Below are 19,910 nucleotides of genomic sequence, written 5' to 3' on the forward strand. Positions count from 1 at the left end.
CGGCGGCTTTGCGCCAAACTTGGGGCATGAGACAGATATCAATATGGATTGCTCCGCTTGTTGTTTTTGGTTTTGGCGCTGCTGTAGCCTTAGCTCCGGATATGGCAGCAGGGCAGGAAGATGCCCCGACTGAGACTGCAACATGCCCAGCCGCACCGGATCACCAGCCCGCAATTGAGGTCTTGATCAATCGTGTTCAAGCAGCACCCGATGAGGTGACGGCACAGCAGATCTCTAATCAGTTCTGGCAATATTGGGCGGATGCACCGAATGCACAGGCGCAGGCGCTGTTGGATCGCGGGATGACGCGGCGATCTGCTTTTGATTTCTTGGGTGCGCTTGAGGCCTTTGACAGGTTGGTAGAGTATTGTCCCGACTACGCCGAGGGCTATAATCAACGAGCGTTTGTACATTATTTACGCCGCGATTTTGCTGCCGCACTAGAGGATCTTGATCGCGCGCTTGCCCGATCTCCGCGCCATGTAGCTGCGCTGAGCGGTCGCGCACTATCGCTGTACGGTCTGTCCCGTCTGCCAGAAGCACGCACGGCCCTGGAGCAGGCCTTGGCGCTGAACCCCTGGCTGCCCGAACGGCACCTAGGAGCACCTGGTGGGCCGCTGGCACCTGAAGGTGCAAGACCGGATACGCCTGATCCCGATGTGGAGTTGTAGTCGGCATAAATGCCGGTTCTGACGATGTGCTGCTGGATCCATAGGGCGTGGCGAGTTTTGGCGAGGCGCTGCTCATTTTGATCTCTGTTCTGATCTTGGAAAAAATTCTCCTGAGGGGGAATTATCCCATTGTACCGCTGCGGCGTCCTCGGTAGGTCTGTATCTGCAACGGGCATTGACTGTTGTGCGGACGTGGTGGAATGGTAGACACCGGAGACTTAAAATCTCCTGGCCGTATGGCCGTGCGGGTTCGAGTCCCGCCGTCCGCACCATTGCTCAAACCGAACTGTATGTGTTTGAGTATTTATCCTTACAAAACAACAAGGTTACGGTTTTTCGAGAGCCGGGTATCTACCCTTGAAGCGGGGGGATGGAAGCGGGGGGATGTGTATTCGTTTACGCCTATTTTCCGCACGGTGCGTAAGTTCACTGAGGCGCGCTCCCGGGGGCGAGTTGATTTGCATTGCCGTTTGGGTTGAATAGCCTTCAGCTCAAGACGCACGACATCTTGCGCTAACTTACTTGGCTGCTTTAGCCGTGCTTATGCTCGTGAGTTTTTGTTCCGGGAGTTACCGCAATTTGGTGAAGGCTCTGGGCGCCCAGACATTTGCGATCTCAAGACACAGCCTTGCTGCTTTCAACGGACAAAGTGCCCCGGCATCTGAAGCCTAGAAGATACCCCGCCCAGCGGGCACTGGACGGGGTATTCCTCAATCATTGATATCGCTGTCAAAGTGCTTCACTTGGCCTTTTGGCGCTTTGAAGCTGTGACGTAGGGCGAGCCATGCGATCAGAGAGAGCGCAGCGTAGATTAAGAGAAGCACGGGTAGGGAGATGCTGCCTGCAGGGGTGATGGCCAGGATAATCCCGACCACCACAGCCCCGAGTGCGAAGCCAAGGAAGATGAACCCCGGCGCCAGTATCTCGACGATGGCGAGGCCAATCGCGATGGCGATCCAGACCCACCAGATCGACAGCATCGCGGTCATTTCCTGGGCCCTTTCAGCATGTTGAAGGCGTTGCCAAAGGCCTCAATCGCATTGGCAGGCACCAGAATAGTCTGTTTGCCTTCGCCAGCGCCAAGGGCGTTGAGTGCTTCGACCTGTTTCAGGGCAACCTGATACTGCGCAGCCTCCAGCCCGTTTTCGGCAATCGCCTTGGCGACGACTTCGGTGGCGTAGGCTTCAGCATCTGCCTGAATGCGACGCGCTTTGGCGGTTTGCTCAGCGGCATAGAGTTCGGCGTCAGCGGCCAGCTCGACCGAGCGTTTCTGACCTTCGGCCTCGGTCACCTGGGCCCGGCGGGCGCGTTCAGCGTTGAGCTGCTGCAGCATCGCGTCGCGTGTGGCCTGATCAAGGTTCACATCCAGGATCTCGGCGCGGGTGACTTCGATGCCCCAATCGTCCACGGCGCTTTCAACACTGTGTTGAATCTGGCCGATCAGCTGCGAGCGGTTAGACTGTACCTCATCCAGGTCCATCTTGCCGATTTCAGCGCGCACAATTCCGGCCACTGTTGTGGCGATGGCACCGTCGACATCGCGGATCCGGTAGACGGTCTTTTCTGGTTCAAGAATACGGTAAAACACAGAGGTGTCGATCTGCACCAGCACATTGTCTTTGGTAATAGCATCCTGCGTTGCATTGGGCAGTTGGCGCTCAAGAATAGAGACTTTATGGGCTACGGAATCCAGCAATGGTACGATAAAATTGATGCCGGGGCCAAGCACCGCGTGCAAGCGGCCGAAGCGCTCGACCACGTATTTTTCAGACTGTGGTACGATCCGGATCCCTTTGAAGATCAGGATGACCAGGAAGATCGCACCCAGGATATAGATAATGTTCTGCGTTAGCAGGGCTAGTAGGAATTCTTCAGACATTTGGCCTCGCAATTATATTGTATGCTATGGTATGCATTTGATCTTTGTCGCTCGATATTTCAAGGTCATGCTAACATGTCTCTAGATCGGGCGGTGGAGATTTCTTCTTCTCTATGGCGCGTGCATTTGGGGCAGGCAAGGGGAACGACGGCTTTGCTGTCGCAGAACAAAGCCCAAAGCGATGCGGCGCCCAGCGGGTGTAGGCCATGCAAGCTTGAATACCATGCACGCTTGAAAGCAGTGGCGACTTGACGGCAGCTACGGCTTGAAAACCGTGGCGAGATGAGGCACATCCGGCAAGTTCTGCTGATCTGTATTCAAATCGCAGAGGCTAAGGGTTCAAGTGGCAGATGATCCCGTTGGAAATTCACCCGCTGCGTCGGGACACTGCATATGACAGCCCAAGGAAGATATCATGGCGCCGAAAATCTCGTTTGAACTGAAAGCCACCGATGGCAAGGCCCGCACAGGTGTGATTGATACACCGCGTGGCGAGATCCGTACGCCTGCGTTTATGCCGGTGGGCACGGCCGCAACGGTGAAAGCGATGATGCCCGAAAGTGTGCGTGCAACGGGTGCCGATATCCTGCTGGGCAATACCTATCACCTAATGCTGCGCCCGACTGCCGAGCGGATTGATCGTTTGGGTGGGCTGCATAAGTTCATGAATTGGGAGCGCCCTATCCTGACTGACAGCGGTGGGTTCCAGGTTATGTCGCTGGCGGGGCTGCGTAAGCTGACCGAAAGGGGCGTCACATTCAAAAGTCATATCGATGGCTCTAAACATGAGCTGACGCCGGAACGGTCTATGGAGATCCAGAAGCTGTTGGGCTCCGACATTGTGATGTGCTTCGATGAATGCCCTGCGTTGCCAGCTGACCGGAACCGCATTGCTGAAAGCATGCGCCTCTCCATGCGATGGGCAGAGCGCTCGCGTGATGCCTTTGGCGACCGTCCGGGCCACGCATTGTTTGGCATCATGCAGGGTGGGCTTGAGCAGGATCTGCGCGAAGAGAGCGCAGAGGCGCTGCGCGGTATCGGATTTGACGGCTACGCAGTAGGTGGGCTGGCCGTAGGCGAAGGTCAGGAGGCAATGTTCGGCTGTCTGGATTATGCGCCCGATATGCTGCCGCAAGACAAGCCGCGCTATCTTATGGGCGTTGGAAAGCCGGATGATATCGTTGGCGCGGTGGCGCGAGGGATTGACATGATGGATTGCGTTCTGCCGTCACGGTCGGGCCGCACTGGTCAGGCCTTTACCCGTCAGGGGGTGGTGAATATCAAAAACGCCCGCCATCAGGATGATCCACGCCCGCTGGATGCATCTTGTTCTTGCCCCGCGTGTTCGAGCTATTCACGCGCTTATTTGCACCATGTGTTCCGCAGCAATGAGATGATTTCGGGAATGCTGCTAACCTGGCACAATCTGCAGTATTTCCAAGACATCATGCAAGGTATGCGCGACGCGATTGCAGTGGGTACCTTTGAGGCTTGGCAGAAGGATTTCCACGACACCCGTGCGCAAGGCGATATTGATCCTTTGTAAAAGGGCTTGCTGTAGTTTCGCTGCCAGATGTCCTAGAAGGGCGCGTATGCTTGGGGTCTTGAAAACTTGAATGAATGTTCATTCTTGCGACCAAGCCGGACCACTTTTGCGCCACAAATCAGGGTTGTACTGCAACGTAGGAATGGAACTACGAAGTGGAGAGACCCGATGAATGACACCGTTTCAACAGGACTTGCGCATTGTTCGCTGATGATTTTGCTGGCGACAGGCGTGGCGATATTCGCGCTGATTGGCAATAGCGGCGATCCTCGTGCCAGCGGAGGTAACCTGAGCCATCTGAGTGCTGGTTCGATCGACTAGGTCTTGTAAACGCCGCACCCAAAGTGGTGCGGAAGGCAACGCATTTGTTAACAAAATCCCTGAAAGAGTGGCCCGCCGTGGCCGCTCTTCACCATTTGGTATCCTTGTGCTTATTTGCGCCCTTGTGGTCCGGGCGCGCTGCGGGCAATGTGAACCCAAACATTGAGGCAGGGCGGTTGAAATTCATCCTCCGCTGCACCAGATAAAATATCCAATGAGGAGACGCGCCAAAGCTGCCGGCAACCGGGGCAGGGGCGTCTTGCCAAACCAAAGGACCGAGTATGCAAGAGCCACTCAATTCATCCTACCCTGTCTTGCCGCTGCGCGATATCGTTGTGTTCCCACATATGATTGTACCGTTGTTTGTCGGACGGGAAAAATCGGTGCGTGCCTTGGAAGAAGTGATGACAGACGACAAGCAGATCCTGCTGTCCAGTCAGATCGATCCGGCCGAAGATGATCCGCAATCCGACGGTATCTACAATGTTGGTGTTCTGGCCAATGTATTGCAGCTGCTGAAGCTGCCCGATGGAACCGTGAAGGTTTTGGTCGAGGGCCATGCCCGTGTGAAAATCACCGAGTACCTCGAAAACGACAACTTCTTTGAGGCGCGTGCGGAGTATCTCAGCGAGATGCCCGGCGATGTTACCACCGTAGAAGCACTGCTACGTACCGTTGGTGACGAGTTCGAGCGCTATGCCAAAGTACGCAAGAACATTCCGGAAGAAGCGCTGAGCGCTGTTGGCGAGACCACGGAGCCTGCCAAGCTGGCGGATCTGGTCGCCGGCCACCTTGGGATTGAGGTCGACAACAAGCAGGATCTTCTGGAAACACTGTCTGTGAGCGAACGTCTCGAGAAGGTCTATGGCTTGATGCAGGGCGAGCTGTCGGTGTTGCAGGTCGAAAAGAAGATCAAAACCCGCGTGAAAACGCAGATGGAAAAGACCCAGCGCGAATACTACCTGAATGAGCAGATGAAGGCCATTCAGAAGGAGCTTGGCGACAGCGAAGACGGCTCTAACGAGGTCGCGGAACTGGAAGCCAAGATCGCCGAGACAAAACTGTCGAAAGAGGCGCGCGAAAAAGCCGAAGGCGAGTTGAAAAAGCTGAAAAATATGTCGCCGATGTCTGCCGAGGCCACAGTTGTGCGCAACTACCTCGACTGGATTTTGGCGCTGCCTTGGGGCACCAAATCACGTGTGAAGAAAGACTTGAGCCGGGCTCAGGAAATTCTGGACGCTGATCACTATGGCCTCGAGAAGGTCAAGGAACGTATCGTTGAATATCTAGCGGTGCAGCAACGCTCGGTTAAGCTGAAAGGGCCGATCCTGTGCCTTGTTGGTCCTCCGGGTGTCGGTAAAACATCGCTTGGCAAATCTGTGGCCAAAGCAACGGGCCGGGAGTTTATCCGGATCTCACTTGGGGGCGTGCGCGACGAGAGCGAGATCCGTGGCCACCGTCGGACCTATATCGGTTCCATGCCCGGTAAGATTATTCAGGCACTGAAAAAAGCCAAGACCACAAACCCGCTGATCTTGCTCGATGAAATCGACAAGATGGGGCAGGATTTCCGGGGCGACCCAGCGTCGGCCATGCTCGAGGTGTTGGATCCCGAACAGAACGCGACCTTCATAGACCACTATCTTGAGGTGGAATATGACCTGTCAAACGTGATGTTCCTGACCACATCGAACAGCTACAACATGCCAGGACCGCTGTTGGACCGGATGGAGATCATTCCCCTATCTGGCTACACCGAAGATGAGAAGCACGAGATTGCCAAGCAGCATTTGATCTCTAAGCAGGTTAAGAACCACGGGCTGAAGTCCAAGGAATTTGAGCTGACAGATGAGGCGCTGACCGAGATCATCCGGACCTATACCCGCGAGGCAGGTGTACGAAATCTGGAGCGTGAAATCGCCAAAGTTGCGCGGAAGTCGCTGACCAAGATCGTCAAGAAGGAAACCGAGAGCGTGTCTGTCACGGACGATAATCTTGATGATTTCCTTGGTGTTGCGAAGTATCGCTATGGTTTGGCGGAGAAAGAAGATCAGGTCGGCGTTGTTACCGGTCTGGCCTATACATCGGTCGGCGGTGAGCTGTTGAGCATTGAAGCGTTGCGCCTGCCGGGCAAGGGTCGGATGAAGACCACCGGTAAGCTGGGCGATGTCATGAAGGAGTCGATTGAGGCAGCATCGAGCTATGTGCGCTCAATCTCTCCACAACTGGGTGTGAAACCGCCCAAGTTCGACAAGATCGATATTCACGTTCACGTCCCAGACGGGGCCACGCCAAAGGATGGGCCAAGTGCCGGTCTGGCAATGGTAACGGCGATTGTATCGGTTCTGACGGGTATTCCTGTCCGCAAGGACATTGCCATGACTGGTGAGGTCACCTTGCGCGGCAACGCGACGGCCATTGGCGGGCTGAAGGAAAAACTCCTTGCGGCCCTGCGTGGCGGTATCAAAACAGTGTTGATCCCACAGGAAAATGAAAAAGACCTGCCGGATATTCCGGATAACGTGAAAGAAGGACTGACTATTATCCCCGTCAGCCACGTGTCCGAGGTTCTGAAACACGCGCTGACCGGCACACCTGAACCCATTGAGTGGGATGAGGCCGCCGAGGAAGCAGCAGCTGCCGCCAAGGCGGCTTTAGGCACGCCTGACGGCGGTGCAGGTGCCACCGCCCATTGATCTGCTCATTGGTCCAAGGGAAGGGTAGCTCCCAGCCTTGAAAGATCAGACGTGGTATTGAAATTAGGTCTTATTGAAATTGGAATGGGCAGTCCTTGTGGGCTGCCCGTTTTGTCTAATTGGCATGTTTTCACCATCAGTCTCTTAGTAGGGGATGTTCGGGACGGGCGGCATATCATCGGCCTGCTGTCATTGATGGGTGATGTCCTCATAGTCGCCCAACCGAAGGTAAAAGTATTCTCGGTAGAGTTTTATCGTAGGGCGTAGGCCAAACAGAATTGAACCGATCAGAAACAGCCATGTACCGACGTAAGTCGTTTCTTCCCGGAAGAACAATACACTGCCGATTACAAACAGAACTGCGGCGGAGACGTCGACAATAGTGTAGGCGATCTCGCAGTAGGCGTAGATCTTCTTGTGCTTATCACTGCGGTTTCGATTGTCGAGATGAAACAGAGACATAGGGCAGTCCTTTGTACAAGCTTGATGACGTGTAGCGTAAGATAAACGCCAATTAGGCGTGTCTGTTCAACGCTTCTGATGCCAGGGCAGCTGTTCGCTGACCTGGCGCTATCCGGCCAAGTGCCGGGTCGCCCAAAATCGTTTTCAGGTTTAGCGTGGCGTTCTGAATGGGTATTTTTGTATAAGTTATTGAATAGTAGAAATCTATTTCTGGAAAACAGGCCGTCGGATCATGCATTGGGCTGTTGAGGCGCGCATATAGGCTAGACAGTAATATGCGTAGCAATCAACTACTAACCATTGAGATGGGTGCTCGAAGACAGGACGTGTACCTATGATAAATCTACGCTGGTCTACCTATACGGGCTTTTTACGCAACAACGTCTTTCGGCTGGCCGGCGCCATGACTTTGATCGGATTTCTGCTGTTGGGTTCTGATCGTGTGATCGATTATTCGAGTACAAGAAGATCGGGACAGGCGGTATTGAGTTGCTTAGTGGCGCTATTGTAAGAATGCTATTCACTTACTTCGGCTTGCTCTTTCTGGCGTTGGGGCACCTTGTATATGCGTGGCGGAAACCGAGAGTGCTCAGCTTCGCGTAGAACGCATTGGACTTCGCAAATTTCTGCCACAATCAATTTACTTATTATCTCTATCACCGTCTTGCGCGTTTTGATGTCAGACGTAGTGAAGACCTTCAGGGGCAATGGGACTCGTTTCGTCTTGCCGCAAAACAAAGCGCGGCGGTAGACGACACAGAAGACAAATCCGATAGATACAAAATGGGCGATAAGCTCGACCTCTATAAGATGCCTCAGCGTATTCAAGGGGGCCATAAGAGGCCTGACGCTGGCCGGGGTTATAGATCGACATCATCCAAAGCTGACGTGAAGGTAAAGTACGGGGATTTCTTACGAGCGCGGTTACAAAGTTTCTTCGAGGAGGCTGACCAGATCAATCAAGGTTCCTTGAAACTCGCTTTGTTAATTTCTGGAGTGGGTTACATCCTGTTGATCATCCCGGCGTTGGACATGTGCTTGCGCGTTTCAACCGGGATGCTTAACGCTGTCGGCCCTTGGTGATCGGTCAACAGCAAGGGCCGACAGAATAACTTGCAGATTGAACTGTTCCGATTTTCGATATTCACCCGATATCAGCCTGATTTTCCGGTTGTGCATGGCAAGCGTTGATTTGGTCTATATTCCTAAAGCCCTCTTAAAAAACAATTTTTAAGGCTCACCCGGCTTTCCCTGGCCTCTTCCGGTTACCGTAATATGAAGTGTCTCTTAACAACGGCAAAAAAAAGCGACCACATACGGCCGCCTTTTTCGAGACTGAGATTTCAGTTCCCGGATGCGTTCAGGCCGCTTTGGGCGCCATCTTGGCTTGTACCGTTGCAATGGCTACGGCGTCGGGTGTGACGTCATCTGCCTTTGCTTGCTTGAGTATGGCCGCCATTGTGACTTGTAGTGCTTCCAGCCTGTCGGCGACAAAGCGGCTGCGATTGCTGATTTTCAGGATCTCAGTCGCCACGTTGATGATGCCGCCGCCGTTGGCAACAAAATCCGGAGCATAGAGGATACCGCGTTTGTGCAGGGCGATAGCGTCGTTCGGGGTGGCCAGCTGATTATTGGCGCCACCAGCAACCAGCGAGACTTTCAGCTGTGGGATTGTCTCGCTGTTGAGAACCCCGCCAATAGCGCAAGGGGCGAATATATCGGCCTCCGCAGCATAGATATCTTCGGGCGCGACAGCTGTAGCGCCAAAGGTTGCCACGGCGCGGTCGAGCTGAGCGCTGTTGACGTCGGTGACGATCAGTTTGGCACCGGCAGTATTGAGGAGATCACAGAGGTACCAGCCCACGTGACCCAACCCTTGAACAGAGACAACTCGGTTGGACAGGTCAATCTGCCCAGTATGATGCTCCCAGGCGCATCGGATTGCGTTAAAAATACCGCGTGCTGTGATCGGGGAGGGATCGCCAGAGGCAAAGTCACCATCTGCCAACCCGGCCACTGAACTGGTTTCTTCGGCAAGGATCGCCATGTCTGCGGGGCTCATGCCCATGTCTTCGGCGGTGATGTAGCGACCATTCAGACTGTCGATGGCGCGGGCAAAGGCACGCAGCAACTCGGGCGTCTTTTGTACCGCCGGATCGCCAATGATCACTGCCTTGCCACCGCCAAGCGCGAGGCCAGCCGCCGCGTTCTTATAGGTCATGCCTTCGCTCAGGCGCTTGACATCAATCAAGGCGTCTTCGGCACTGACGTAGGGGCGCATCCGCAGCCCGCCGGCCGCCGGGCCGAGCAGGGTAGAGTGCACGGCGATAAAGCCGGTAAGGCCAACTGAGGCATCTTCAACCCGGTAAATTTCTTCATGTGTCGAGGTGGCGACGGGGGTGATTGTGGCTGTCATTGCTGGATTGCTCCTCCATTTCACCAGAGAATATCGCTAATGAGCCGCCGGTTTTCCCTAAAGAGGGTCATATTTATTGTCCATATTGGTGTATTTCGCTAATATTGAGCAAAAAATGAGAGGAAAGACGTGGATAAGATTGATCGCAGGATCTTGGCCGCCCTGCAGGAAAACGGTCGTATTAAAATCGCGGAGTTGGCCGAGAAGGTAGGCCTCTCCGCCACGCCCTGCGCACGTCGGGTCGCCAACCTGGAGGATTGTGGTGTAATTTCCGGCTATTCCGCGCGGGTTGATCAGGCCGAAGTCGGGCTCCCCGTCACTATTTTTGTCGCGGTGGAATTGGAGCGGCAATCGACGGAGGGGTTGCAAGCATTTGAGGCCGCTATTCGGCGGTTTGACCAGGTGATGGAGTGTTACCTGATGACAGGGAGTCGCGATATTCTGCTGCGCGTCGTGGCACAGGATCTAACCGATTTTGATCAGTTCCTCGAACACCGGCTGATGCGTGTGCCAGGCATTCGAAACACCCGATCGAGCTTCACACTGCGGACGATGATCTGCCGCAATGTCTTGCCCTTGGAATAGCCTGAAGTAAGGGACGCACGGTCCCGCCAGTATGTTGCTCAGCGAAAAGTGTCGAGCTTTAGTCTTTTTCGCGCAGCCCCTCTTGCAGCGGTTTTTGGGCGACGGTATGACCGCGCTCAAGGGTGATTAGCTCAGTGGTAGAGCGCTTCGTTCACATCGAAGATGTCAGGAGTTCAAATCTCTTATCACCCACCATCCTACCCCTTTTAAAACAAAGAAAACCCTTGCAAATAAGGGGCTTTGTCCGTTTCAAGGTAACAACTTTGGTTACCAACGGGGTTGGGAATGGCTGGCAAAGTCATGCACATTGTCATACGCAAGGGGCGCTATCACGCCCGGCTTGTGATTCCGAAGCACCTGCGGGAAATCCTTGGGAAGACCGAACTGCGCACCCCACTGGGTGGTGACTACCGGCAGGCACTAAAGCTGCTTCCCGGGGCGGTGGCCCAGCTCCAGCACCAGATTGTCCTGGCTGAGAGAAGGGCCGGGGCAGGGCAGCCGCAGGCAGTTCCCGCCTGCTATCCGCTGGCGCCTGATCAGCTAGCGCACAGCCTCTACACTCAGCGGCTCGCCTTTGACGACGAACTGCGCAATGACCCCCGCTGGCCGGGGGGGATTGACGATCTGCTGGTGCAGTGGTTGCGGGACGCTATTGCAGAGAAAGCCAATGACGCAGAGCTGGGCGAGTTGGTGGGCGCACAGATCGAACGCTTCCGGGCCGCTGGCAACCTAAGCGCCGAACCGGGCAGCACCGAATGGCGTGAGATTGCCCGTGCCTTGTGTATGCGGAGCTAGAGGCGATGGCAGCGGGCTGCTGAGCGCGATGAAGGGGATTTTCCGGCACACCTACCTCGCCGGTTATTAGGGACGCTCAGCCCCCGGTAGATGCCCCCAAGTCGGCCAGCATGAAACAGCTCTGGAATGACTATGTGACCATGCGCATGCAGACCGGGTCCGCTGTTCCATCACGGGACAGACGCGACGCAATTCAAGAACAAGGCCACTCAGATACCAAACCGGCTGGCGGAATGGCTGCGCGACAAAGACTTAGTTCCGGATGGGGTGCGACCTACCCACGCTTGGCGGCACCGCTTCAAGAGCCAGTGTATCGAGTTGGATGTTCGGCGCGTATCTATGACGCCATTCAGGGCCACTCCGGCAAGACGGCTTCAGAGAACTATGGAGATGTGAGTTTGAAGGCGAAGGTCAACGCTATCAACAAGCTGCCCACGTATGGCTTGAGTGCTTGACAGGTAATTACATAACTTTCTTATTTCGCCGTGAATTGTTGCGTGGTAATTTTGCCACATCAATCAACTCGCAGCGGAACACATGGCCTTTCAGAAGCTCAAAAACGCACTTGAATTCGGCGCCGAACAAAAAGCGCTGACCCTTACTGATCCCGATGCATTGGCCCAGCTTGGAGCGGTGCCAACCACTTCTGGCCTGAGTATCGGTCCCGGCAATGCAATGCGCGTTCCTGCTGTTGCTTGTGCCGTGTCACTTATCTCTGAGACCGTCGGCGCGCTGTCGGTAAAGCTCTATGACCGTGACAGCAAGGAAGCCCGACCGATCACCCGGCTTACCGGCTGGTGCATGATGAGGCGAACGAGTGGACGAGCGCGGCAGAGCTGCGCGAAAAGCTGACCACTGATGCCCTGCTGCACGGTGCCGGTCACGCCCAGGTGATCCGCCTGAATGACGGCACCCCGTATGAGCTTCACCGGCTGGAACCCGGCAAGGTGCAGCCCAACTTTGAGGCAGACGGTGAACCCTTCTATCTGGTTTCGACTGACAGCAATCAGGTTCGCATGTCCTATCGTGACGTTTTGCGGATCGAAGCCTTCGGCGGCGTATCTCCGATCACGCTGGGCCGGAAGGCGATTGCCCTGGCTCTGAGCTTCGAAAGCCATATCGGCGGGATCTTTGCGAACGGTGGCCGTCCTTCCGGCGTCATCAAGGCGCAGAAGGTCATGGATGTGGAAGCGAAGAAGAAGGTAGCATCGAGTTGGTTTGCGACGCATGTCGGCTCCAAGGCAGGCGGCACGGCCATCCTTGATGAAGGCATGGATTACACGCCGCTGAGCATGACCCTTGCTGATACCCAGTTTGCGGAAAACCGGCTTGAACAGATCCGGGAGATTGCGCGCGCCTTTAACATCCCGGCGGCAATGCTGGGTGAATTGAGCCGCGCCACATGGTCAAAACTCGAACAGCTCAACCGTCAGTTCTATGACATGACGCTCAAGCCCTGGCTGACAGATTGGAGCTGGGCCTATGCCCTGTGCCTGCTGACTCCGGAGGAACGCAAGGCGGCCCATTTCGAGGCTGTGACCGACGACCTTCTGATGACTGACACAACAGCCCGTGCAGCAGCCTTGGGCCAGTATCGCAGCATGGGGGTGATTACTGCGAATGAGGGTAAGGCGAAGCTAAACCTGCCGGCCCGTGATGGCGGCGACACGCTGGAAAACCCCTACACCACGACAACCACAACTACGACCGGCCCCGCTGCGTCCAAAAAGGAAAAGCCCGAATGACCGCCAAAAACACTGAATCAAAAGTCACCCTTACTGTAGAGGCAGATGTAGGAGCGTTTGAAGTCGCGCTAGAAAAAGAATTCAAACCTGCGCTGCACGCTGCAATTCAAAAGTGCGTTGATGAGTTTATTGGCAACTCTCTTTCCGGCTGCGTTCGCTTTGAAGACGGTGGATCGGCCCGGACGGCTGCTGAAAACCCTTGCTGTGATCTTGCGCCGGGTGCGGAGGCAGGACTGTTGGCCATGGCCGCTCTACGCGATGACGATCAGGTTCATTCCTTCGCAATCAACATTGGTAAAGGCGTGGTGCAGGTCATGCGGCTTGGTGCAACGCAGGAACAGGCCGCATGAACCTGACCCACCCGCAAACCCAGGGCAAGATCGCGCGCTGGCATCAGACGCTAAAACCCGCATCCTTCCGGAGAACTACGACCTGACCGGTCACCTCAGGCAACAGATCGACACCTTTGTCGATCATTACAACAACCAGCGCTACCACGAGAGCCTGAAGAACCTCACCCCGGCTGACGTCTACTTCGGACGGCGCAAAACCATTCTGAAACAACGAGAAAGGATCAAACGGAAGACCATCGAAACGCGACGCTCTCTTCACCGCAAATCCGCCGCATAATCAAACCAATCAGATGCGCCAGACCTTTTCTTAGATAAGGCAGCCATCTGTCCCAAAATCCCTGACTAAGGAGAGCAAAGCTCTTCTCAGTTTGAACAAACCTCTCTAGATTTTGCGGTAAACGCCGAATGGCGATGCAACTAGATGCAACAAAGAGGGCAGGCATGGCATATCCGAAAATTTGGTTCCTGCGGCACGGGCAGACGGAATGGAACGCCGAGGGGCGTATTCAGGGGCAGCTGGAATCACAACTTAGCCCCTTGGGCCTAGAGCACGCGCAGCAGCAAGCAGCGCTTATGGCTCCGATCCTTGCGCAGGGGCCTGCTTGTTTTGTGTCGCCATTGGGCCGCGCACAGCAGACCGCCCAGATCGCTTTGAGTGGCCGGCCCTATATTACGGATGCGCGTTTGGCCGAGGCTCAGGCCGGTGTGTTTCAGGGTATGACCCGCACAGAGGTCGCCGCACAGCACCCGGATATCTATGCGGCTAACCCGCTTAACCTTGATTTGTTCTGCGCTGCCCCAGAGGGCGAGGGGTTTGCGGCTTTTCGTGACCGTATCGAGGATTTTCTCGAAGGTCTGTGCGAGCCCACTGTGGTGGTAGCGCATGGGCTGTGGGGGCAAGTGCTGCGCGGCTTAATCTGCGGGCTCTCCCGAGGTGATATGGCGGTGTTGCCAAATGAACAAGGGTGCATTTACCAGCTTTGGCAGGGCGAGGAGCAGGTGCTGCGATAGGGGGCGTCATTTTTTCGGATATTTTTTCGATTTGCCTCTTGCGCCCACCGTCAGCATTCTCTAAATCCCCGCTCACCGGGTCGTTAGCTCAGTTGGTAGAGCGCTTCGTTTACACCGAAGATGTCGGGAGTTCGAGCCTCTCACGACCCACCATTCTTCCTTTGAAAAATACGCTCTACCTCTGGCCGTGACAATTATTTGCGTGCCCTGATGTATCTAATAGCCGATTGGTAGGGTGGGTAGTTCTGTCGAGATGAGCTTCGATGGTGTATGGTGTAAATCGTTGAATGATCTTGAGAATATCGAGAAAACAACAGCTTAAGATGTGTCGCCGCGGTGGCTCCATTTTTTTTCATCGAAACGACAGAAAATGCCAAAACACCGCTTGACGATCCCTCGGTGCTGCGAATATTACAGCCCAACGTTCAGCGGCGACGCTGGATGGAACAGCAAGCGGTTGTAGCTCAGTTGGTTAGAGTACCGGCCTGTCACGCCGGGGGTCGCGGGTTCGAGCCCCGTCAACCGCGCCACTGCTGTCAGCCCCGGATCCGGGTTAAAGGGTTCAGATGAAAGTAAAATGCGCGGTTGTAGCTCAGTTGGTTAGAGTACCGGCCTGTCACGCCGGGGGTCGCGGGTTCGAGCCCCGTCAACCGCGCCACTTTCACCCTGTCTCGGGGCGTCTAGTACTAGACGAGAGACCGCCCCGGAGGGGAAAGATGTTTCAGGCGCCAGCGTCTGATTTGCCGAAAGGTCCATGCGCGGTTGTAGCTCAGCTGGTTAGAGTACCGGCCTGTCACGCCGGGGGTCGCGGGTTCGAGCCCCGTCAACCGCGCCACTTTTTCCTGCCCTTATCGATGAACATGTCCTTTTTCTGAGGGGCTATTGCTATTGTTGTGACAGAGGTTCTTAGCGACCTTGGTTAGTCAGTGGGTTCGTCCGTGCGGGCTACAGGTTGCCCTTGGTGCTGGTACATAGATCTTCGGCTAGTGTGTCTCGGAAAGATTGTGTGGCGCGCAGCTGTGCGCACCACGGTGTTTTGCTGTCGTTCTATCGCATTATTTGCGTGTCAGAGCGTCCAGGACACGCGCCCAAGAACGGATGCCTTTGTGAAAGCTCTCCAGATCGTATTTCTCGTTTGGGGAGTGAATGGCGTCGTCCTCATTTGCAAAGCCGATCAGCATCGCATCCATGCCAAGGATCGATTTGAAGAATCCTGCAATCGGGATGGAACCGCCCATGCCGCAAAATACCGCTTCGCGATTCCATTCATCTGAGAGCGCACCGCGGGCGGCCTCGAATTCGGGGCGGGAGATGTTCATCACCGACGCGCGGGAGCCTTCCAAATCATTGTCCCATTTCACCCGAGTGTCGGGCTTCAGACGGTCTTCGACGTGCTTACGAAGCTTGTCGCGCAATGCGTCGGGATCCATATCACCCACCAGACGGCAGGTGATCTTGCAGTGGGCTTCCGATGGGATCACGGTTTTAGAGCCAGCGCCATTGTAGCCGCCCCAAAGGCCGTTCACCTCCAATGTCGGTCGTGCCCACTGTTGTTCCAGCACGGAGCGATCCTTTTCGCCGTGTGGTTGGGTGTACCCGGCGTTGGAGAGGTAGTCATTCTGGTCAAAGCCGCAGCCTTCCCACTGACGCAACTGGTCTTCTGGCACCTCATGGACGCCTTCGTAGAAGCCTTCGACGGCAACGCGGCCGGTTTCTTCGTCATAGAAGGACGCAACGATACGGCTGAGCTCACGCAAGGGGTTCAGGCCTGGTCCGCCGTAGTGACCGGAATGCAAATCAATGCGCGGGCCGACTAGCGTGAATTCATCCTTCAGCATGCCGCGCAGCTGTGAAGAGATGGACGGGACACCGCGTGAGACCATGGAGGTGTCACAGATCAAGGCCAGATCTGCCTTCAGCTCTGCAGAGTGCTGTTCCATGAAAGGTATCAATGAGGGTGAGCCGGATTCTTCTTCCCCTTCGAAGAAGAATGTGATGCGGCAGGGCAGGGTGCCATTCACAGCTTGCCAGGCACGGCAGGCCTCAACAAAGGTCATCAGCTGACCTTTGTCATCTGATGCTCCACGGCCACGAATAACGGTTCCTCGTTCGGTCTCCTCCAGCACCGGCTCAAACGGCGGGGTCTTCCACAGCTCAAGCGGGTCGACCGGTTGGACGTCATAGTGGCCATAGAACAGAACATGCGGCAGCGAGTCGTCCTGAGGGCCGACATGGCCTATCACCATCGCGTGGCCGGGGGTGGTACGCTTTTCTGCATCGATCCCAATGGAGCGAAGATCGCTGACGAGCCAGTCGGCAGCCTTGTCGCAGTCTTTTTTATAGGCGGGATCGGTGGAAATGGATTGAATGCGCAGTAATTCCATAAGCCGCAGGGTGGCGGCATCTAGGTCGGTATCGATCCGGTCCAGGACGTCGTTCAATGACATATTCGGAGAGCTCCTGCTGTTGTTGATTGGCTTGCGCCGGACCCTAACAGCGCCTTTCGGCAGGGGCCAGAGCGCAGCGACTGCTGGCAGGTGACGTCGAGATGCGTCGGATTGTAGCGTCAAACAAGCGTTACAATTCTTGCCGCCGGGAGCGCAAAGGTCTATTTGAGCTAAATCAAGGCTGCCTCTGTTCCTTCTGCGTATTTGATTGATCCAACGGAAGGTTCAGGTTATCTATTCGATAATGTGAATATATATGCCCGACCACAGCTTGCACCGGATCCGCTGGTGCCAACTATGCCATGGAGATGCCGGTGGACTATACCGCGAAACTCGACCAAGCGATTGACCAACTCCACACGGAAGGTCGCTATCGTACATTCATCGATATCGAGCGGCAGAACGGGCACTTCCCGCATGCGGTCTGGACACGTCCCGATGGCCGTAAGCAGGACATAACGGTATGGTGCGGCAACGATTATCTCGGGATGGGGCAACATCCTGTGGTGCTGGACGCTATGCATGACGCCATTGATGCAACTGGCGCAGGCTCTGGTGGTACACGGAACATTTCGGGCACGACTGTCTACCACAAACAGCTGGAAGCTGAGCTTGCGGATTTGCACAAGAAAGAGGCAGCGCTGCTGTTTACGTCGGCGTATATTGCCAATGATGCGACACTAAGCACGCTACCTAAGCTGTTTCCTGGCCTGATTATCTTTTCGGATGCTCTGAACCATGCCTCGATGATCGAAGGCGTACGCCGCAATGGAGGGGCTAAACGTATCTTCCGCCACAATGATGTTGCTCATCTTCGTGAGCTTCTGGAGGCGGCGGACCCTGCAGCCCCTAAGTTGATTGCCTTTGAATCGATCTATTCCATGGATGGTGATTTCGGCGCGATTGCGGAGATTTGCGATCTGGCGGATGAATTCGGTGCTCTGACGTACATCGACGAGGTGCATGCCGTGGGCATGTATGGCTTGCGTGGTGGCGGCGTGACCGAACGTGATGGCCTGATGGACAGGGTCGATATCGTTAATGGAACATTGGCCAAGGCTTATGGCGTGATGGGCGGCTATATCGCGGCATCGGCGAAAATGTGTGATGCTATACGCTCTTACGCGCCGGGTTTCATCTTTACGACCTCGTTGGCACCAACGGTTGCTGCAGGCGCTGTGGCGTCTGTTGCGCATCTCAAGACAGCACCGGAATTGCGCGACCAGCACCAGTTGCAGGCGCGCATTCTAAAAATGCGACTGAAAGGGTTGGGCCTGCCGATTATCGACCACGGCAGCCACATTGTACCAGTGATTGTTGGTAACGCCGTACATACCCAGAAGTTGAGCGATATGCTGCTGTCTGACCACGGTATCTACGTGCAACCCATCAACTTCCCCACGGTGCCGCGCGGCACTGAACGTTTGCGGTTTACCCCGTCGCCGGTACATGGCCCGAAAGAGATCGATGAGTTGGTCAAGGCAATGGACGTTTTGTGGTCTCATTGTGCGCTGAATCGTGCCGAATTGGCAGGTTGATTCACAGGTCTGTGTCAAATGGGTAAGATTATGGTAGTATACCTCTAATCAAAGGGCGCAGGCGAATCGCATAAGGCGATCAAGGACGTCCTGAATGTCGAATACGGCAGGCTAATATGGGACAGCAGGCATGATCGGGCGCCTTACTCAGCGCAAATCGAAGACGCATGACGAATCACCGGAGCTACGCAGCTTTGATGATTATGAACTGCGATTGGGCGATATCATGCGCGGCGAACGAGCCACCATGGGTAAATCGTTGTTAGATGTTCAACGGGAGTTGCGCATTAAAGCGTCCTATATCTCTGCTATCGAAAACTCCGATCCCACAGTATTTGACACACCCGGATTTATTGCAGGCTATGTGCGCTCATATGCGCGCTACCTCAATATGAACCCCGATACCACTTTTGATACTTTCTGCCAGGAAAGCGGTTTTCAGGTGGCGCATGGTATGTCCGCCGAAGCCTCCGTACGCAAGTCTGCCGGTGCGCCGATTGCGACTGGGATGGGCGGACTTCGCAGCGATGCGTTTACGTCGCCCAATACACCGTTTGTGCCGGCAGCGAGCAGCATGTTCAGCCAGATTGAGCTGCGTGCGGTTGGCTCCCTTGCAGTGTTGGTCACACTGATTGGCGGTATTGGTTACGGCGGGTGGGCTGTCTTGAAAGAAGTGCAACAGGTGCAGATGGCACCTGTGGAACAGACACCTTTCGTGTTGGCGGATCTTGACCCGCTGGCGGGCGTAACCCGAGACGACGACACAGAGAACGAAGACCCTACACTTGAGGCGCTGGACCGGCTTTATCGGCCGCAGGCCTTGGATGTGCCAGTTATGGTGCCTCGTGATGGCCCAATTGCAACGCTTGATCCACGTGGGTTTGGCAATTTCGTTATGCCAGACCTGCCATCGGTTGTTCTCGCTGACGCAAGCCTGAGCGCGGATGTGCCTTTGAGCGCGATGCCTCAGGTGGTTGAGCAGATCGCACCGGCACTGCAAATGGTCGCTGTGCGGCCCTCGTGGGTGCAGGTAACTGCGGTTGATGGCAGCGTGATCTATGAGACCATTATGGAGCCGGGCCAGCGTTTCGAAATCCCGGCAACCGAAGAGGCACCTCTGTTGCGTACCGGTGAGAGCGGTGCGATCTATTTTTCCGTCAACGGGGCTCACTATGGTCCGGTAGGCGATCGCGGGCAGGTGACCAAGAATGTTGTGCTGTCCTCGGATGCACTTACCGAGCGCTTTGCTGTCGCTGATCTGAGCGCAGATCAAAACAGCGCGCTTGCGACGCTTGTGGCCGAACTACAGGCCGAGAACCTCTCCGATACATCCGCAGAGACAATCAGCGAATAGATCGTACTGACCGGTTGTTGCCCTTGGTCAATGTTGTGTCCAATGCTGTGACCAACACAGCCTAGGGCCGCGACATTTGGCACGATGTCGT

Annotated in this window: 19 protein-coding genes, 6 tRNA genes and 1 pseudogene; 21 read left to right on the forward strand and 5 right to left on the reverse strand. The window is 55.3% G+C overall.

The features are described 5' to 3' along the window. The first annotated feature begins 26 nt into the window (after positions 1 to 26). Both ACEWZM_RS16165 and ACEWZM_RS16170 read left to right on the forward strand, forming a co-directional pair. Complete coding sequence (locus tag ACEWZM_RS16165) at positions 27 to 671, forward strand: tetratricopeptide repeat protein (protein ID WP_414007414.1); 645 nt, start codon at positions 27 to 29, stop codon at positions 669 to 671. A 186-nt stretch (positions 672 to 857) separates the two neighbouring features. Beyond that, a tRNA-Leu gene (locus tag ACEWZM_RS16170) sits at positions 858 to 943 on the forward strand. A 438-nt stretch (positions 944 to 1,381) separates the two neighbouring features. On the opposite strand, the gene ACEWZM_RS16175 is transcribed toward ACEWZM_RS16170, so the two are convergent. After that, positions 1,382 to 1,660, reverse strand: coding sequence for an NfeD family protein (locus ACEWZM_RS16175; protein WP_414007415.1), 279 nt, complete (start codon positions 1,658 to 1,660; stop codon positions 1,382 to 1,384). Further along, complete coding sequence (locus tag ACEWZM_RS16180) at positions 1,657 to 2,550, reverse strand: SPFH domain-containing protein (RefSeq protein ID WP_414007416.1); 894 nt, start codon at positions 2,548 to 2,550, stop codon at positions 1,657 to 1,659. Before ACEWZM_RS16180 ends, ACEWZM_RS16175 begins: the two co-directional genes overlap by 4 nt. A 415-nt stretch (positions 2,551 to 2,965) precedes the next feature. On the opposite strand from ACEWZM_RS16180, the gene tgt reads away from it, so the two are divergent. From tgt to lon, 3 genes are all read left to right on the forward strand, one after another. Further along, positions 2,966 to 4,096: a tRNA guanosine(34) transglycosylase Tgt gene (tgt, locus tag ACEWZM_RS16185; protein ID WP_414007417.1), complete on the forward strand. Its 1,131-nt coding sequence runs from the start codon at positions 2,966 to 2,968 to the stop codon at positions 4,094 to 4,096. Between the two features lie 168 nt (positions 4,097 to 4,264). Then, positions 4,265 to 4,417 carry a hypothetical protein gene (locus ACEWZM_RS16190; RefSeq protein WP_414007418.1) on the forward strand — a complete coding sequence of 51 codons (153 nt, stop codon included), beginning with the start codon at positions 4,265 to 4,267 and terminating at the stop codon, positions 4,415 to 4,417. Between the two features lie 281 nt (positions 4,418 to 4,698). Then, positions 4,699 to 7,113 (forward strand): endopeptidase La, encoded by a 2,415-nt coding sequence (lon, locus tag ACEWZM_RS16195; protein WP_414007419.1) that lies wholly within the window; start codon positions 4,699 to 4,701, stop codon positions 7,111 to 7,113. A 189-nt stretch (positions 7,114 to 7,302) separates the two neighbouring features. On the opposite strand, the gene ACEWZM_RS16200 is transcribed toward lon, so the two are convergent. Next, positions 7,303 to 7,575 (reverse strand): YrhK family protein, encoded by a 273-nt coding sequence (locus ACEWZM_RS16200; protein ID WP_414007420.1) that lies wholly within the window; start codon positions 7,573 to 7,575, stop codon positions 7,303 to 7,305. Between the two features lie 609 nt (positions 7,576 to 8,184). Between ACEWZM_RS16200 and ACEWZM_RS16205 the strand changes: the two genes are divergently transcribed. Next, the gene (locus ACEWZM_RS16205) at positions 8,185 to 8,658 is read left to right on the forward strand and encodes a hypothetical protein (protein WP_414007421.1); all 474 of its coding nucleotides are present in this window, start codon (positions 8,185 to 8,187) and stop codon (positions 8,656 to 8,658) included. Positions 8,659 to 8,935: 277 nt separating this feature from the next. On the opposite strand, the gene ACEWZM_RS16210 is transcribed toward ACEWZM_RS16205, so the two are convergent. Next, positions 8,936 to 9,991, reverse strand: a complete 1,056-nt coding sequence (locus ACEWZM_RS16210) for a Leu/Phe/Val dehydrogenase (protein WP_414007422.1) — start codon at positions 9,989 to 9,991, stop codon at positions 8,936 to 8,938. Between the two features lie 129 nt (positions 9,992 to 10,120). On the opposite strand from ACEWZM_RS16210, the gene ACEWZM_RS16215 reads away from it, so the two are divergent. The 13 genes and pseudogenes from ACEWZM_RS16215 to ACEWZM_RS16275 all read left to right on the forward strand — a co-directional run bounded on the left by ACEWZM_RS16215 (position 10,121) and on the right by ACEWZM_RS16275 (position 15,315). Next, the gene (locus ACEWZM_RS16215; protein ID WP_414007423.1) at positions 10,121 to 10,576 is read left to right on the forward strand and encodes an Lrp/AsnC family transcriptional regulator; all 456 of its coding nucleotides are present in this window, start codon (positions 10,121 to 10,123) and stop codon (positions 10,574 to 10,576) included. Between the two features lie 120 nt (positions 10,577 to 10,696). Then, a tRNA-Val gene (locus ACEWZM_RS16220) sits at positions 10,697 to 10,771 on the forward strand. A gap of 90 nt (positions 10,772 to 10,861) precedes the next feature. Further along, a complete protein-coding gene (locus tag ACEWZM_RS16225) occupies positions 10,862 to 11,371 on the forward strand; it encodes a DUF6538 domain-containing protein (protein ID WP_414007424.1) in 510 nt (169 codons plus the stop codon). A 110-nt stretch (positions 11,372 to 11,481) separates the two neighbouring features. After that, on the forward strand, positions 11,482 to 11,826 hold the full coding sequence (locus tag ACEWZM_RS16230) for a hypothetical protein (protein WP_414007425.1): 345 nt from the start codon (positions 11,482 to 11,484) through the stop codon (positions 11,824 to 11,826). An 82-nt stretch (positions 11,827 to 11,908) separates the two neighbouring features. Beyond that, positions 11,909 to 12,223, forward strand: a complete 315-nt coding sequence (locus ACEWZM_RS16235; RefSeq protein ID WP_414007426.1) for a hypothetical protein — start codon at positions 11,909 to 11,911, stop codon at positions 12,221 to 12,223. Then, entirely contained in the window at positions 12,169 to 13,116 is a 948-nt protein-coding gene (locus ACEWZM_RS16240; RefSeq protein WP_414007427.1) for a phage portal protein, read from the forward strand. The genes ACEWZM_RS16235 and ACEWZM_RS16240 overlap by 55 nt, the downstream gene beginning before the upstream one ends. Continuing rightward, the gene (locus ACEWZM_RS16245; RefSeq protein ID WP_414007428.1) at positions 13,113 to 13,466 is read left to right on the forward strand and encodes a hypothetical protein; all 354 of its coding nucleotides are present in this window, start codon (positions 13,113 to 13,115) and stop codon (positions 13,464 to 13,466) included. Before ACEWZM_RS16240 ends, ACEWZM_RS16245 begins: the two co-directional genes overlap by 4 nt. A gap of 8 nt (positions 13,467 to 13,474) precedes the next feature. After that, positions 13,475 to 13,746 (forward strand): annotated as a pseudogene (locus ACEWZM_RS16250) (integrase core domain-containing protein); the annotation flags it as partial. Positions 13,747 to 13,910: 164 nt separating this feature from the next. Further along, a complete protein-coding gene (locus ACEWZM_RS16255) occupies positions 13,911 to 14,480 on the forward strand; it encodes a histidine phosphatase family protein (protein WP_414007429.1) in 570 nt (189 codons plus the stop codon). Positions 14,481 to 14,557: 77 nt separating this feature from the next. Next, positions 14,558 to 14,633: transfer RNA gene (locus ACEWZM_RS16260), tRNA-Val, on the forward strand. Positions 14,634 to 14,933: 300 nt separating this feature from the next. Then, positions 14,934 to 15,010 (forward strand) — tRNA-Asp (locus ACEWZM_RS16265). Positions 15,011 to 15,061: 51 nt separating this feature from the next. Beyond that, positions 15,062 to 15,138 (forward strand) — tRNA-Asp (locus tag ACEWZM_RS16270). A 100-nt stretch (positions 15,139 to 15,238) separates the two neighbouring features. After that, positions 15,239 to 15,315, forward strand: a tRNA-Asp gene (locus ACEWZM_RS16275). Between the two features lie 220 nt (positions 15,316 to 15,535). Here ACEWZM_RS16275 and ACEWZM_RS16280 read toward each other — a convergent pair. Next, positions 15,536 to 16,927: a M20/M25/M40 family metallo-hydrolase gene (locus ACEWZM_RS16280; protein ID WP_414007430.1), complete on the reverse strand. Its 1,392-nt coding sequence runs from the start codon at positions 16,925 to 16,927 to the stop codon at positions 15,536 to 15,538. 314 nt (positions 16,928 to 17,241) lie between these two features. Between ACEWZM_RS16280 and hemA the strand changes: the two genes are divergently transcribed. Together hemA and ACEWZM_RS16290 are read left to right on the forward strand one after the other, a co-directional pair. Further along, positions 17,242 to 18,465 carry a 5-aminolevulinate synthase gene (gene hemA, locus ACEWZM_RS16285; protein ID WP_414007431.1) on the forward strand — a complete coding sequence of 408 codons (1,224 nt, stop codon included), beginning with the start codon at positions 17,242 to 17,244 and terminating at the stop codon, positions 18,463 to 18,465. Positions 18,466 to 18,595: 130 nt separating this feature from the next. Continuing rightward, positions 18,596 to 19,819 (forward strand): helix-turn-helix domain-containing protein, encoded by a 1,224-nt coding sequence (locus ACEWZM_RS16290; RefSeq protein ID WP_414007432.1) that lies wholly within the window; start codon positions 18,596 to 18,598, stop codon positions 19,817 to 19,819. Positions 19,820 to 19,910 lie beyond the last annotated feature (91 nt).

This window comes from Phaeobacter cretensis (genome assembly GCF_047372505.1).
Classification (GTDB): domain Bacteria; phylum Pseudomonadota; class Alphaproteobacteria; order Rhodobacterales; family Rhodobacteraceae; genus Phaeobacter; species Phaeobacter cretensis.